This is a genomic window from Bacillus sp. 03113, from assembly GCF_006546985.1.
In the GTDB taxonomy this organism is placed as follows: domain Bacteria; phylum Bacillota; class Bacilli; order Bacillales; family Cytobacillaceae; genus VATK01.
The window spans coordinates 1-14,917 of the sequence record NZ_VATK01000013.1; the positions used below are offsets into that span (position 1 = coordinate 1).

A 14,917-nucleotide genomic window follows, 5' to 3' on the forward strand; every position below is an offset into this window, starting at 1 on the left:
TTGTGGCGGTCAGAAAACTTCTTTTGGCATTAGCTTGAACAAAAATCTGTTTTTTCATAGAACTTTTGACACTACCACATAACAAAAACTTTTTCACCATCTTATTTTACTATATTCAGTACAAAGTCGTTATAGAATAAGCCCATTTTATAAAAAGATTAAAGAAGCTTTGCCATATAATACTCATCTACAAATTGTCCATCTACCACTAAAGAATGCTTTTTTGTTCCTTCAATTTCAAAGCCCATTTTTTTATAGAGGGCAATGGCTGCTTTATTATGAGCCATAACAGTTAACTCTAACCGATGTAGTTTTTTCGAAAAAACCCATTGTTCTAATTGTTCAAAGAGCTTTGTCCCATTACCTTTCCCTGTAAACTCCTTTAAGATTCCAATTACGATATAAGCACTGTGCTGAATTCTATGTAAGTTTTGTCGAATAGCGGTTAAATGCCCTACTAATTGCCCGTTTACTTCACAGACAAAAATAATAGATTGATCTTCTTTTAAAAGTGAATCGATAAAATTTTTTTGCTGATCCTCCGTTGCTTTTCTTTCTTCAGGCTCGTACATCATAAACTTGGATTCTCGATCAAGCTGCTTGCACAATTGTAGAAATGAATAAGCGTCTGATAATTGTATTTTCCTGATCATGGCGAGCTCCTTTTTATATTAGAATATACTTCTTTTATAATATCATTAACAGAGTAAAGTAAGTTTGTAGAAAGGGTGATACGATGATCATTTCAGATGCAATATATGGAGAATTTAAAGTTGATAAAGTTATTGAAGATTTAATCAACTCAGCTCCAGTTCAACGATTAAAGAAAATTCGTCAAGGTGGGGCGAGCTATTTAGTGAATCCGAAATGGAATGTAACGAGGTATGAGCATTCTATTGGTGTAATGCTTCTAATTAAAAGATTAGGGGGAACTATTGAAGAGCAGATAGCAGGACTGCTCCATGATATTTCTCATACTGCTTTTTCGCATGTAATCGATTTTGTTATGGAGAATAGAGAAGAAGATTATCATGAAAAAATCTATCAAAAGGTCATAACAGAATCAGAGCTTCCTAGAATTTTGGAATGGCATGGCTTTTATTATAGAGAGATTCTCTTTAATCCTGCAAAATGGACGTTACTTGAGCAGTCTGCACCTGAACTGTGTGTTGACCGAATCGATTATACCCTTCGAGATATGTATACATATGGCCATATCTCTAAAAAAGAGGTTGAAGAATTTTTAGCCCATTTGATCGCGATTGAAGGGAAAATCTATATAAATGATCTAAGTTTAGCTGAGTGGTTTGTTAAAACCTATTATAAAGAAGTAATTGATTTTTTTATGGACCCGTTAAATATTTATAGCTATGATGTGTTAGCTAAAGCCTTAAAAATCGCTTCAAAAAAAGGGATTATAGCTGAACAAGATTTTCTAAAAACGGATGATGAACTTATGATGATTTTGCAATCTTCAACAAACAAGGAACTTCAACATACATTAAATCAGCTTCATGGAGAAATCCATTTGGAAGAAAGCAAAATGAACTTTGATATTCATAGGAAAAACAAGGTGCGTCTTATCGATCCTTCCATTTGGAATGAAGGGAAGCTCGTGCGATCCTCCCTATTATCAAAGAACATTTATGAAATGACACAAAAGGCTACAAGTAAGGCAACTGAGGGGATTTACATTAAAATAATTGGTACATAATGGCGAGCATTCATCAAGAGTGCAATTTAAATGTTGTCAACAATAAATGTGTCAAAATTGTGTTTACTTTTCATTGATCTCAAAAATGTAAGCGCTTTATAATGAAGATAAGATAACAAAGGGGGTAACAAAAATGGAGAAAGTAAATAAAAAAATCGATTTTCGTGTAAAGATCCAGCGATTTGGCAGTTATTTAAGTGGAATGATTATGCCAAATATTGGAGCGTTTATTGCTTGGGGGATTATTACAGCTTTATTTATTCCAACAGGCTGGCTGCCAAATGAAGATTTAGCAAAGCTTGTTGGTCCAATGATTACTTATTTATTGCCACTATTAATTGGATATACGGGCGGGAAAATGATCTATGATATCCGCGGAGGAGTTGTCGGTGCAACAGCAACAATGGGGGTTATCGTCGGTTCAGATATCCCGATGTTTTTAGGAGCCATGATTATGGGACCTCTTGGAGGGTATCTGATTAAGAAACTAGATGGTTTATTACAAAATAGAATAAAATCTGGTTTTGAAATGCTCGTCAATAATTTTTCAGCCGGTATTTTGGCCGCTATCCTAACTCTATTAGCTTTTAAAGGAATTGGACCAGTTGTATTAGGGTTAAATAAAACACTTGCCAGTGGAGTTGAAGTGATTGTAAATGCTGGATTACTGCCATTAGCAAGTATTTTCATAGAACCTGCAAAAGTATTATTTTTAAACAATGCCATAAATCATGGAATCTTAAGTCCTGTAGGGATCGAGCAAGCAGCTAAAACAGGTCAATCCATCCTTTTCTTATTAGAAACGAACCCTGGTCCAGGATTAGGGATCTTGCTAGCTTATTGGTTATTTGGAAAAGGGACTGCGAAACAAACCGCACCGGGTGCTGCGATTATTCATTTTTTAGGTGGTATTCATGAAATCTACTTCCCATATATCCTTATGAAACCACTCATGTTATTGGCTGTCATCGCAGGTGGGATTAGCGGTGTCTTTACATTTACTATTTTTCACGCTGGATTGGTAGCGGTTCCATCCCCGGGAAGTATCTTTGCTTTAATGGCTATGACTCCAAGAGGAGGATATTTAGGGGTCATTGCAGGTGTGCTAGTATCAGCAACAGTATCATTTACCGTTGCAACACTTATTCATAAATCTAGTAAAAAAGAAGCGGACCTAACATCAGCAACAGAAAAAATGGAATCCTTAAAAGGAAAGAAAAGCTCTGTCGGTGAGGTTTTAACAGGAAGTACAGCCTATGAAACGAATAAGAAAATTTCATTTCAACATGTACAAAAAATTATCTTCGCTTGTGATGCTGGAATGGGATCAAGTGCGATGGGTGCATCCATCTTAAGAAATAAAGTAAAAAATGCACAAATAGACGGCGTTGAGGTAATAAATAAATCTATTAATAACCTGCCCTATGATGCAGATATTGTCATTACCCACAAAGACTTAACAGATCGTGCTAAAGCCAAATTGCCGCATACTTATCACGTTTCTGTAGATAATTTTTTAAATAGCCCAAAATACGATGAAATTGTTAGCCAATTAAAACAAGAAAAAGCGATCTAGTAATTCAATTTGGATCTTAATTAAAATCTTTTGAAACGAGTTGAAGCTAATGATGGTTTCAGCAAGAGAACGCCAAATTATTCACTTTTTAACGACACATATAGGCAAGGAGGCTACTGTAAAAGAAATTGCTGCTCAAATAGGCGTTAGTGAGAGAACGATCCATCGAGATTTAAATAATATTGAAGACTTTCTGAAAAAGTTTCATCTCCAGCTAGTAAAAAAATCAGGCTTTGGTCTTAAGATCATGGGGAATGCAAGTGAGTTTATTCAATTAAATCGATCTATTTTAACTGACTCTCCTGAATACACACCTAATGAACGATTGATGATCATTTTAAGTACTTTATTAGATCAACAAGAACCAGTAAAGCTTTTAACTTTAGCCGATGATCTCGGTGTCACAATAGCTACAGTCAGCCACGATTTAGATAAGCTAGAATCCTACCTTCATCAATTAAACTTAATACTTATTAGAAGGAGAGGGTACGGGATTGAACTGTATGGATCAGAAGAATCGAAGAGAAAAGCGATTCGAAAATTAATTGCGGATCGCTTTGATGTTCCAGAATTTTTAAAAGTCGTTCAAGAATATATTCAAAAACGATCATTAGATCAAACAGATGTGATCTCCAAAAGATTATTAAATCTTATTCATCATGAAAAGCTATTAAATATCGAAAAAATTGTTGGTCAAATCAATGAACGATTGCCTTATCCATTGGCTGATAGCTCTTATGTAGGACTTGTTGTCCATCTTGCTCTTCTCATTGAAAGAATTCAAAGGGGGCAATTTTTGAAGGTAGAAGACGAACTTTTATCACAGTTAAGATTATTAAAAGAATTTTCATTTGCAAAAGAAGTTGGCGAGAAGCTTCAAGAAACCTTTCAATTAATGATTCCAGATGAGGAAATCGGCTATATCACAATGCATCTATCTGGAGCGAAAATTCGTTTTGAAACAGAGCTTGGTTTTTTCGAAGAAAATGTAGAAACCTCTATAATTGCTCAGCAGCTTATTGAAAATGTTGAGAAATTGGCAAATATCAGTCTGAAACAAGATATATCTTTGTTTCAAGGGTTAAAAGCTCATCTCCAGCCAGCATTATTTCGCATCAAACAAAATATGAGAATTACAAATCCATTGCTTTTAAATATTAAAAAGGACTATATAGAGCTTTATCAGTTTGTAAAAAAAGCGGTCGAGCTTACATTGCCAAATATAGATGTACCAGATGAAGAAATTGGTTATCTTGTCCTTCATTTTGGCTCGTCGATTAATATGCAGCCATTAACGAAAAAGTTAAAAGTGTTAATTATATGCTCGAGCGGGATTGGAACTTCCAAAATGCTTGCTGCGAAAATAAAACAGCATATTCCAAAAGCTGAAATTAAAAACGTTTCCGTCTTTGACTTAAAGAATATTTCATTAGATCTTTTTGATTTCATTCTTTCTACCATACCTATTGAAGGAATGGAAAGAGAGTATTTACTCGTAAGCCCAATATTAATAGATGAAGAATTAGAAAAGCTAAAGTCTTATTTTCAAGTCAAAGGTGAGACTTTTATTGGAACTCACAAAGAAGAAGAGGAAGGTCAAGCAGCTATTGAATATGAAGACTTCAAAACATTTACAATTCAATCAAAATTGATCATTGAGTTATTAGATTCCTTGGATTTTTATCAAATGGGTAGGGGAGAAAGTGTAGAAAGTGTTCTTTATGCTGTCAGTCAAAAGCTTTTTGAAAAGAAAATGATTGGCAGTATCAATGGAAGTGTAGATGCTCTTTTACGAAGAGAAAAATTAGGTGGACTTGGAATTCCTGGAACGAGGCTGGCACTTTTTCATGCAAGAAATGCGTATGTTTGTAAACCGGTTTTTAACGTCATTGATCTTGAGGCTCCAATGATGATCAAGTCAATGGACGATCAAACGATAGAGGTTGAAAGAATCTTGTTAATGCTGGCACCTGAAGAAAAAAATAGTCATGTTTTAGAAGTATTAAGCTTTATTAGCTCCCTTATCATTCAAAATCAGCAAAGCATGCATATTTTTGAAAAGGCTTACCAAAAGCGTTTAACTCAATTTATTACAGAACAATTTGCACATCATTTTTCTTATAAAAATTAGGAGGTTCTATTATGTCCTTATTAGCAAAAGAAAACATTCTATTAAATCAACAAATTATCAATAAATTAGAAGCAATTAAATTAACAGGAGAACTATTAGTCAAACAAGGTTATGTAGAAGAATCATATATTCATGAAATGTTAAAAAGAGAAGAGCTAGCTACTACCTTTATGGGTAACTATCTTGCGATTCCCCATGGTACCGATGAAGGAAAATCCTCCATATTGCAATCTGGATTATCCATCGTACAGGTTCCAGATGGTGTGGACTTTGGTCAAGGAAATATCGTAAAGCTTCTAATTGGGATCGCAGGGAAAAACAATGAACATTTAGATCTGCTATCACAGATTGCCATTGTTTGCTCAGAAGTAGAAAATGTGGAGAAGCTTGTTCATGCTCAGACAGAAGAGGAAATTATGAATCTTCTAAATGGGGTGAACTGACGTGAGAGCTGTTCATTTTGGCGCTGGGAATATCGGAAGAGGGTTTATCGGACTATTGTTGCATCAATCTGGCTATGAAATTAATTTTGTAGATATTCATGACGATTTAATTGATGAATTGAATAAAAAAAATGACTACAGGGTAATTTTGGCAAATGAGCAAAAAGAAGAATTCCTTGTTCAAGGGTTTAACGGACTGAACAGCAAAAAAAATCCAGAAAGTGTTGTCCAAGCGATTGCAACAGGAGATCTTATCACTACAGCAGTAGGACCTAGTATTCTTCCTTTTATTGCTCCACTCATTGCGGAAGGGCTGAAAAAAAGGAAAGACATTCATGGTTCTTCGATTAATATTATAGCTTGTGAAAATATGATTGGCGGAAGCAGTCAGTTGAAAGGGTTTGTGATGAATCATTTAAATAAAGAGGAACAAGATTGGGCAAGTGAATATGTTGGTTTTCCAAACTCAGCTGTGGATCGAATTGTCCCTAATCAAAATAATGAAAATAAATTAGATGTTTTCGTCGAACCTTTTTATGAATGGGTTATTGATCGAACCGAAATAGTAGGAAAACAGCCTGCATTAAAGGACGTACTTTTTGTACAAAATCTTCAGGCTTATATTGAACGAAAGTTATTTACAGTTAATACAGGGCATGCAGCTACGGCTTATTTGGGGTATGTAAATGATTTTCATACCATTTCTGAGGCTATCGAAAATGATCAGATCAAGCAAGTGGTATTAGGCGCCTTAAAAGAAACGGGTCGGCTCCTTATTTCGAAATATCAATTTCATGAAGAAAAGCATTTTGGTTACATTGAAAAAATTATTGGTAGATTTTCTAATCATCATATTGTTGACCATGTTATAAGAGTTGGCAGGTCGCCAATACGAAAGTTAGGTCAGAAGGATCGTTTAGTTGCACCTGCACTAGAATATATGGCTGCCTTTCATCAAGTTCCTGTCCATCTCGTACAGGTAATTGCTGCGGCACTTGCATTCCAAACAGAAAGTGATCAGGAGTCTATCACCTTATATGAACGAATTAAAATAAAAGGGGTAAGAAAAGCCTATTGTGACATAGCAAAACTGGATCCTGATCATATGTTAGTAGAAGAAGTTATAAAGACTTATAAAACACTTTATGATACAGATGAAGCATACCGCTTAGGTTAAGTGGTGTGCTTTTTCCTATTGACAGTATTTATTTGTATGAGAGTTGCCATGTTTCTCTTGCAAATATCTACCTATAAATGATTTCAAAAAATACGTTAGATAATCTTACAGGTTTTTTGATTGGAAAAATTTTTTATGGTATATTAAGTCGAAAGATTATGAATATTTGTTAAAAACTATTAAATAAATTCCTTTAGAAGCTATGAGAGGAAGAAATGCATCATGGAAGGAATTTTAAACTTAAATAAAGTGACAAGTCTTTCAAATGAGCAATGTGATACTATTATCAATCTCTCAAAAAATCTCCAGTTAATTGCAGATATTTCTCAATCTGATATTTTTATTGATTGTCTCTTGCCAGAAGGTAATGCAGCTATTGTTGTCGCTGAAGCAAATCCGACCACAACACAATCATTGTATAAAAATAGTGTACTCGGGCAAATTGCGTATGAAGAAGCTGAGCCGGGAGTTTTATTTAGCTTAAAAACAGGGAAGCCTGTTATTGGATCAAGAGGAATATCTCAAGAATATGTTGTCATTCAACAAGATATAGTCCCCATTACCGACTCATTAGGATTCACGTTTGCTGTTTTGATCAAAGAGCGTGATATTTCATCAGTCATTCAGACACAGCAAAAAGTTACAAAATTGATGAAAAATGAAAATAGTATAGAAAAAAAACACGCTATTCAATCCATCGTAATTCAAGAGATTCATCATAGAGTGAAAAATAATTTACAAATAATTTCTAGTTTACTCCGCTTGCAAATGCGGCGTTCTTCTTCTGAGGATGTTGCAGAAGTCTTTCGTGACAGCATATCCAGAATTTCTAGCATGGCCATGATACACGACTATTTAGCACAAAATGGGATAGAAGAAGTAGATGTGAAATTTGTAATTAAGCAAATTGCTGATTTGTTCTCATCATCCATTATCCCAGGACAGAGTATTGCGGTTTCGACTTATGGAGATTCACTTTTTTTGCCATCGAATCGAGCGACTTCTGTTGCATTAATTGTAAATGAATTAATTCAAAACAGTATCAAGCATGCATTTTCTTGTAATAAAGGAAAGATTGATATATATGTTAATTGCCGAAAACAAATGGCGACTATTACAGTTACTGATGATGGCATTGGAATGAATGAAGAGGTTATCTCCCATGAAAAGTCTTCTTTAGGATTACAACTTGTTGAATTACTGGTTGAAGAAGAATTACAGGGAATTCTATCATTTTTTATTTCTGAAAGAGGGACAAAGGTGTCCATCACTTTTCCGGTCATAGATAAGGTGATGTAATGAAATACAAAATTATAATCGTAGACGATGAGCCGATCACAAGGCTCGATATGAAAGAAATGCTTGAAGGTAATGGCTATCATGTCGTAGGAGAAGGAAAAAATGGTGAAGAAGCGATAGAAAAAGCTCATTTATTGAAACCTGATTTAATGATAATGGATGTTAAAATGCCTCGAGTGGATGGGATTAAAGCCGCTTCGATTATTAAAGGTTTTTCGGATTGTGCTATTATCCTTCTTACTGCTTATAGTCACCAAGATCTTGTAGAAGAAGCAAAAAAAGCAAATGTCAACGCTTATTTAGTTAAACCCATTAAAGAAAGAGAATTACTGCCAGCTGTTGAAATTACCTTGAATCAACGTGAACAATTTCTGCTCTTGCAAAATAAAATTGGTCATTTGGAACAGAAAATGGCTGAGCGAAAAACAATTGAAAAAGCAAAAGGCTTGCTGATGAAGCGGCGAAATTGCAGTGAGGAACAAGCCTACCATTTGATGCAGAAAGCAAGCATGAAAAGGCAAATGCCTTTGGCTAAGATCGCGGAGAAGATTATCCAACAAACAAGTTCATAAATGATAAAGCAACGGCGCTTTGAACCAGCCCTCTTCTAGTAAATAGAATAGTGCTGGTTCAAGGCGCTTTTTATGTTTTGGGAGGGAGTTATGGCGGATCATTGGATTACAAGTATTGGCCTTGATATAGGAACTAGCACGACAAAATTCATTGTCAGTCACTTGCATATTGGGGAACAGGGAGATCGATTTAGTCTTCCAAAATGTCAAATCGTTGACCGTAAAATCATATATGCTAGTCCTATTTATACAACACCTTTAAAGAATGAATTTGAAATTGATATGGATCAATTGGCTAAGTTATTAACTAAGGAGTATGAAAGGTCTTGTATTAGCTTGAAGGATGTTAAAGCTGGAGCAGTGATCATTACGGGAGAAACTGCTCAAAAAGAGAACGCACAAACGATCATTCATTATTTAGCGGATCGTGCTGGCGATTTTGTCGTAGCCACAGCAGGGGCTAATTTAGAAGGGATTTTAGCAGGTAAAGGCTCAGGAGCGATGCAGCGCTCTAAAAAAACGGAAGGAATTGTGGCCAATGTAGATATTGGCGGAGGTACAGCAAATGTTGCATTATTTCAACATGGAAGAGCCATTCAAACATTTACCTTCCATATTGGAGGAAGGCTTATCCGGCTAAAAGAGGATGGTGAAATCCAATACATTTCAAAGCATATTAAGCCTTGGCTAAAGACCAATCATTTCAATCTGCAAATAGGAGGTATTGTTACTTATGAAGAGCTTAAAGAATTAACTTTATGCATGAACGAAAGTATGCTTTCTTATCTTATTGGTTCACCACAATTTGATGCCCAATTATTGTTGTTTGAGCCACCTGCTGGGTCCAATTATCCAATAGATGAAATCCTTATTTCAGGTGGAATTGGTCAAATGATGAATGAACAGACGAGTCAAATAAAGGAAGTTACAAAATATGGAGATATGGGACCGTTACTTGCTTCTACATTAAAGGAAGCTGTTCAAAAGTATATTGTGCATATAAAAAAAGCAGCTGAAACAACAAGAGCTACTGTCATTGGAGCCGGAATGCAAAATACGGAGGTAAGCGGTGCAACCGTCTATGTGGATGAGTCTCTTTTACCGCTCAAAAATATTCCGCTGGTAACCGTATCTGTAGAAGAACACGGAAAATGGGACAGCGAGTCTTTTCACTTTCGTTTACAGAATGCCATGATTCAAGCAAAGAAACTATATGACGAGAAACAGGATCCTCCATTTGCGGTTGCTTTATCATCCATAAAATATTGTACCTATATAATGCTGCAGAGCTTGGCTCAGTCGCTCTATGATCAGTTTAAAACTTATTTTCCAGATGCAAGCAAACTGGTGGTCATTTGTGAAAATGATATGGCAAAGGCGTTAGGTCAAGCTTTAGCGAAAAGAAGCCAACAGCGACTTCACGTTATTTGTGTCGATCAAGTTGATTTCACATATGGAGATTATATTGATTTGGGTTTGCCCGTTGCAAAAGAGGCTATTTCGATCTCGATTAAAACCTTGGCTTTTTAAAGAGTTCTGTTGATAAAAGCGATTTTTGAATCATTCGTGGGAAACCGTGTTTCCCACGCCTTGAAGCGTAGCTTCATGAAGATCCTGCTAAATGATTCAAAAATCAACAAAGTTATTTAAGATAGCCTTTTATAAATAGTGGTTTGCTAATACAGGAAAGGTGATAAGAATGCATAAGAAAACAAATTTATTAGGAAGCACCTATCAGTTTAATAGTTTAAAAGAAATCATGGCGAAAGCGAATGAAGAGCGTTCAGGTGATCAGCTTGCGGGTATTAGTGCTGAAAATATGAAAGAGCGGATGGCAGCAAAGATTGTATTAGCGGACTTAACTTTAGCAGAAATTCGAAATCATCCATTGCTTCCTCCGGAACAGGATGAAGTTTCACGAATCATTGAGGAAGATATAGATGAAAACGTTTATGAAGCAGTTAAAAACTGGACAGTGGCTGACTTAAGAGAATTTATTTTAAATAACGAACAAAACGGCATTGACCTTTTACAGCTCAGCAAAGGGTTAACAAGTGAAATGATTGCCGCTGCTGCAAAAATTATGTCCAATCTGGATTTAATTCAAGCTGCTTCCAAAATAAAGGTTATTACTCATTGCCAAACAAAAATAGGTCAAAAAGGAGTGTTGGCTTCACGAGCACAGCCAAACCATCCATCTGATCATTTACAAGGAATGCGTGCATCCTTGTATGAAGCTTTGAGCTACGGAGTAGGGGATGCCGTGATTGGTATAAATCCGGTTATTGATACGACTGATAACATTTATGGTCTATTGTGTGAAACGAAGGATGTAATCAACCAATTTGCAATTCCAACACAAAACTGCGTGTTATCCCATGTTACAAGTCAAATGAGAGCAATCGAAAAAGGAGCTCCTGCTGATCTTATTTTTCAAAGCCTAGCTGGTACACAAGCAGGGAATGAATCATTTGGAATCTCTGTTTCTTTGCTCAATGAAGCATCAGAGATAATTCGTGAAAAAGGAACAGCAGTCGGTCCTAATCGTTGGTATTTTGAAACAGGTCAAGGATCCGAATTATCTGCTGAGGCACATTTTGGTATTGATCAAGTAACGTTAGAGTCCAGATGCTACGGGCTTGCAAGACACTATCACCCCTTTATGTTAAATACTGTTGTTGGATTTATTGGCCCTGAATATTTGTATGATAGCAAGCAAGTGATTCGTGCAGGGCTTGAAGACCATTTTATGGGGAAAATGCATGGCTTGCCGATGGGGGTAGATGTTTGCTACACGAATCATATGAAAGCAGACCAAAATGATATGGACAATCTTAGTATGCTATTAACCTCAGCCGGGGTGAATTTTGTAATTGGTGTACCAATGGCAGACGATTGTATGCTGAATTATCAATCGTTAAGCTACCATGATATTGCTACATTAAGAAGTATTTCTCGTTTAAGTGCTGCCCCAGAATTCGCACAATGGCTTGAAAAACAAGGGATTACAGAAGGGGGGAAGTTAACTAAGTTTGCTGGTGATCCTACTTTATTTTTAACAAAAGCATGAGTTTGGAGGGATAAGGCATGAGCGAGATTGAGGAAATGGATCCATTATTGTACCTGAAGAAATTTACACCCGCTCGAATTGGTGTTGGCAGAACAGGCACAAGACCTCTTACGAAAGACTACTTATCATTTCGGGTTGATCATGCGGCAGCTGTTGATACTGTATATGGAGAAGTGTCCCATGACTTATTACAACAGTTAAACCTATTTTCAATTGAAACTTGTTATGAAACAAAAGAAAGGTATTTAAAGCGACCTGATCAAGGGAGAATATTATCAGAAAAGGGAAAAACAATCATTAAAGAACGTTGTATTCAAAATCCGCAAGTCCAAATTGTTGTTTCAGATGGGTTGAGTGCCAATGCGATTGAAGAAAATATCATGGATGTATATCCCGCTTTACTAGATTCACTAGAATCATATGGATTAAAGGCAGGAACTCCTTTCTTTGTTAAAGGAGGAAGAGTAGGGTGTATGGACGCAATCGGAGAAATATTAAAACCAGAAGCGTTTATCCTTTTGATAGGCGAACGACCTGGTCTAGTCTGTGCTCATTCTCTTAGCGCTTATATGTGTTATAAGCCGAGAAAGGGGACAAAAGAATCTGATCGAATGGTTATTTCAAATATTCATCGAAGAGGCACACCGCCCATTGAGGCAGCTGCTCATATGGGAACGATTATTAGTCAAATGCTTGCACAAAAAACAAGCGGCGTAAGCTTAATCATTTAAGGGGGAAGAGAATCATGCAAACAAATGAGCTGAAAAAACATTTAAAGCCGATTCATTTATGGGCGATTGCGGTTGGGATGGTCATATCCGGTCAATATTTTGGCTGGAATTATGGGTTCGAGCAAGGCGGTATTATTGGCTTAGCCATTGCTTCCATTATCGTTACAGTTTTTTATACGACGTTTATTTTTAGCTATTCGGAGCTGTCAACTTCTATTCCTCACGCTGGAGGACCGTCCGCGTATGCGAGACGTGCCTTAGGACCTTTCGGTGGCTTTATTGCAGGAATTGCTTGTTTGTTGGAATTTGTTTTTGCTCCTCCAGCGATTGCGGTTTCAACAGGGGCTTATCTCCACTTTTTAATTCCTGCCATTAATCCGGTTTATGCAACTGTTGGCGTGTTTATCTTTTTTATTTTAATTAATTTAATTGGGGTTAAAGAAGCAGCAGTAATTGAATTAATTGCAACGATTTTAGCCTTAATTGGTTTAGCTATTTATTATGTAATGGGATTGCCGCATATTAAAATGGACAATATTTTTAATGATGCTTCATATGTCAACGGCTGGACAGGGATTCTTGCAGCCATACCTTTTGCTATTTGGTTTTATTTAGCCATTGAGGGCGGTGCTATGGCAGCGGAAGAAGTAGAGAATCCAAAGAAAGATATCCCAAAAGGATTTATTAGCGGAATCTTAACTTTAGCCATCGCAACCTTGTTTACACTATTTGTAACAGCAGGTCTAGGAGGGGGAAGCGGGAAGCCGGCTGATTACCCATTGCCACAAGCATTAACATCTGTATATGGGGATGGAAGTATAATCCCAACCATTGTAGCCATTATTGGTTTATTTGGTTTAATTGCTAGCTTGCACGGAATCATTTTAGGCTACTCTAGACAAACTTACGCTTTGGCAAGGGAAGGTTATTTCCCGCGTGTGCTAGCGAAAGTCAATAAAAAAGGTGTACCAGTTTGGGGGCTATTAGTGCCGGGTGCAATTGCTGTCATCTGTGCAGGTTCTGCTTCTTTTGCAAACGCCTTAATTATTTTATCTGTTTTTGGTGCTGTATTAATGTATTGCATAAGTATGATCTCGCTTTTTATATTACGTAAAAAAGAACCGAATCTGGAACGTCCATTTAAAGTGACTTATCCAATTGTTCCAGGGATTGCACTTATCCTTGGTTTAATCTGTCTGTACAGTATAGTCAGATACAGTGTCTTTACCACTTCCTTATCCATTTTTGGAATGGATGTATCATTAACGATTGTCATTGGAGTTATTTTTATCGTGTCAATATTGTATTATCTTGTGTACGGAACAAAACAAATTCAGCCATTATCTAGAATTGAGTCTTTTATGGTTTCAAGTGAAGAACCGGTAGAAAAATAAGTCGCTGTCCCGCTTTTTCCTTAGTTTTATGATCTAGTTAACCTGGCAAGAAAGGTAAAAAAACACCTTCCTTGCCAGGTTTTTTAAATGATAAGAAAGCATAATTTTTTTCAGCTCACATACTGAATTTTGTTCTTCAGAACCCAAATGAAGGACCTTTCTTTAGCTTATATACTGAATTTTGTCCTTCGGAACCTAAATGAAGGCCATTTTTTCAGGTCACAAACAGAATTTTATCCTTCAGAAATAGTAGGACGCTTACCGCTTTTTTTACTCATTAATTAGATTTCTTTTCAGAAATAGGATACGATGGATTTAGTCAAAACTAATTAAAGGATGAATACTCATGATCTTAGTAAGTTCATGCTTAGCAGGGGTAGAATGCCGATATAATGGCACTCATAAATTAGTAGAAAAGATACAAGAGTTGGTAAAGCAGGAGAAAGCGATGATGGTTTGTCCAGAACTCCTCGGAGGATTTTCTACACCGCGTGAGCCTGCTGAAATAGTAGGCGGGACTGGGAAGGATGTTCTAACAGGAAAAGCACGAATCTTTAGTAAATCAGGAACTGATGTAACCGACTTATATTTAAAAGGTGCCTACAAAACGTTGGAGCTTGCTAAACAATTAGGAGCCACATGCGTTGTCTTAAAAGAGTTCAGCCCTTCGTGCGGCAGTCAAATGATTTATGATGGGAGCTTTTTAAATCAAAAAGAATCAGGAGAAGGTGTAACAGCCGCTTTGCTTAGAAGAGAAGGATATAAAGTCATATCTGAGAATGAATTAGATCAGTTATTTTCTCTTTAATA

Annotated in this window: 13 protein-coding genes; 12 read left to right on the top strand and 1 reads right to left on the bottom strand. The window is 36.3% G+C overall.

Annotated elements, in window-relative coordinates; translation table 11 throughout:
- Positions 1–158: 158 nt before the first annotated feature.
- Positions 159–653, bottom strand: a complete 495-nt coding sequence (locus FDO66_RS13480) for a GNAT family N-acetyltransferase (RefSeq protein ID WP_141433186.1) — start codon at positions 651–653, stop codon at positions 159–161.
- An 83-nt stretch (positions 654–736) separates the two neighbouring features.
- Here FDO66_RS13480 and FDO66_RS13485 point away from each other — a divergent pair, with 83 nt between their 5' ends.
- The 12 genes from FDO66_RS13485 to FDO66_RS13540 all read left to right on the top strand — a co-directional run bounded on the left by FDO66_RS13485 (position 737) and on the right by FDO66_RS13540 (position 14,915).
- Positions 737–1,714, top strand: coding sequence for an HD domain-containing protein (locus tag FDO66_RS13485; protein ID WP_141433187.1), 978 nt, complete (start codon positions 737–739; stop codon positions 1,712–1,714).
- Between the two features lie 133 nt (positions 1,715–1,847).
- Positions 1,848–3,290, top strand: a complete 1,443-nt coding sequence (locus FDO66_RS13490; protein ID WP_141433188.1) for a PTS mannitol transporter subunit IIBC — start codon at positions 1,848–1,850, stop codon at positions 3,288–3,290.
- A 49-nt stretch (positions 3,291–3,339) separates the two neighbouring features.
- Positions 3,340–5,421 (top strand): BglG family transcription antiterminator, encoded by a 2,082-nt coding sequence (locus tag FDO66_RS13495; protein ID WP_141433189.1) that lies wholly within the window; start codon positions 3,340–3,342, stop codon positions 5,419–5,421.
- Between the two features lie 11 nt (positions 5,422–5,432).
- Positions 5,433–5,864 carry a PTS mannitol transporter subunit IIA gene (locus tag FDO66_RS13500; RefSeq protein ID WP_141433190.1) on the top strand — a complete coding sequence of 144 codons (432 nt, stop codon included), beginning with the start codon at positions 5,433–5,435 and terminating at the stop codon, positions 5,862–5,864.
- A 1-nt stretch (position 5,865) separates the two neighbouring features.
- A complete protein-coding gene (locus FDO66_RS13505) occupies positions 5,866–7,041 on the top strand; it encodes a mannitol-1-phosphate 5-dehydrogenase (protein ID WP_141433191.1) in 1,176 nt (391 codons plus the stop codon).
- 222 nt (positions 7,042–7,263) lie between these two features.
- The gene (locus FDO66_RS13510; protein WP_141433192.1) at positions 7,264–8,340 is read left to right on the top strand and encodes a sensor histidine kinase; all 1,077 of its coding nucleotides are present in this window, start codon (positions 7,264–7,266) and stop codon (positions 8,338–8,340) included.
- Positions 8,340–8,912 carry an ANTAR domain-containing response regulator gene (locus tag FDO66_RS13515; RefSeq protein WP_141433193.1) on the top strand — a complete coding sequence of 191 codons (573 nt, stop codon included), beginning with the start codon at positions 8,340–8,342 and terminating at the stop codon, positions 8,910–8,912. Before FDO66_RS13510 ends, FDO66_RS13515 begins: the two co-directional genes overlap by 1 nt.
- 90 nt (positions 8,913–9,002) lie before the next feature.
- Complete coding sequence (locus FDO66_RS13520; RefSeq protein WP_141433194.1) at positions 9,003–10,442, top strand: ethanolamine ammonia-lyase reactivating factor EutA; 1,440 nt, start codon at positions 9,003–9,005, stop codon at positions 10,440–10,442.
- 169 nt (positions 10,443–10,611) lie between these two features.
- Complete coding sequence (locus tag FDO66_RS13525) at positions 10,612–11,982, top strand: ethanolamine ammonia-lyase subunit EutB (RefSeq protein ID WP_141433195.1); 1,371 nt, start codon at positions 10,612–10,614, stop codon at positions 11,980–11,982.
- Positions 11,983–11,999: 17 nt separating this feature from the next.
- The gene (gene eutC / locus FDO66_RS13530) at positions 12,000–12,713 is read left to right on the top strand and encodes an ethanolamine ammonia-lyase subunit EutC (protein WP_141433196.1); all 714 of its coding nucleotides are present in this window, start codon (positions 12,000–12,002) and stop codon (positions 12,711–12,713) included.
- Positions 12,714–12,727: 14 nt separating this feature from the next.
- Positions 12,728–14,107 (top strand): ethanolamine permease, encoded by a 1,380-nt coding sequence (gene eat, locus FDO66_RS13535; protein ID WP_141433197.1) that lies wholly within the window; start codon positions 12,728–12,730, stop codon positions 14,105–14,107.
- A gap of 346 nt (positions 14,108–14,453) precedes the next feature.
- The gene (locus tag FDO66_RS13540) at positions 14,454–14,915 is read left to right on the top strand and encodes a 2-thiouracil desulfurase family protein (protein ID WP_141433198.1); all 462 of its coding nucleotides are present in this window, start codon (positions 14,454–14,456) and stop codon (positions 14,913–14,915) included.
- The last annotated feature ends 2 nt before the right edge of the window (positions 14,916–14,917 follow it).

Bases quoted from the DNA above. Each gene is read 5' to 3' on its own strand.
- FDO66_RS13520 (WP_141433194.1), top strand. From the start codon at position 9,003: ATGGCGGATCATTGGATTACAAGTATTGGCCTTGATATAGGAACTAGC.
- FDO66_RS13510 (WP_141433192.1), top strand. From the start codon at position 7,264: ATGGAAGGAATTTTAAACTTAAATAAAGTGACAAGTCTTTCAAATGAG.
- FDO66_RS13515 (WP_141433193.1), top strand. From the start codon at position 8,340: ATGAAATACAAAATTATAATCGTAGACGATGAGCCGATCACAAGGCTC.
- FDO66_RS13500 (WP_141433190.1), top strand. From the start codon at position 5,433: ATGTCCTTATTAGCAAAAGAAAACATTCTATTAAATCAACAAATTATC.
- FDO66_RS13540 (WP_141433198.1), top strand. From the start codon at position 14,454: ATGATCTTAGTAAGTTCATGCTTAGCAGGGGTAGAATGCCGATATAAT.
- FDO66_RS13490 (WP_141433188.1), top strand. From the start codon at position 1,848: ATGGAGAAAGTAAATAAAAAAATCGATTTTCGTGTAAAGATCCAGCGA.
- FDO66_RS13485 (WP_141433187.1), top strand. From the start codon at position 737: ATGATCATTTCAGATGCAATATATGGAGAATTTAAAGTTGATAAAGTT.
- FDO66_RS13525 (WP_141433195.1), top strand. From the start codon at position 10,612: ATGCATAAGAAAACAAATTTATTAGGAAGCACCTATCAGTTTAATAGT.
- FDO66_RS13480 (WP_141433186.1), bottom strand. From the start codon at position 653: ATGATCAGGAAAATACAATTATCAGACGCTTATTCATTTCTACAATTG.
- FDO66_RS13495 (WP_141433189.1), top strand. From the start codon at position 3,340: ATGATGGTTTCAGCAAGAGAACGCCAAATTATTCACTTTTTAACGACA.
- eat (WP_141433197.1), top strand. From the start codon at position 12,728: ATGCAAACAAATGAGCTGAAAAAACATTTAAAGCCGATTCATTTATGG.
- eutC (WP_141433196.1), top strand. From the start codon at position 12,000: ATGAGCGAGATTGAGGAAATGGATCCATTATTGTACCTGAAGAAATTT.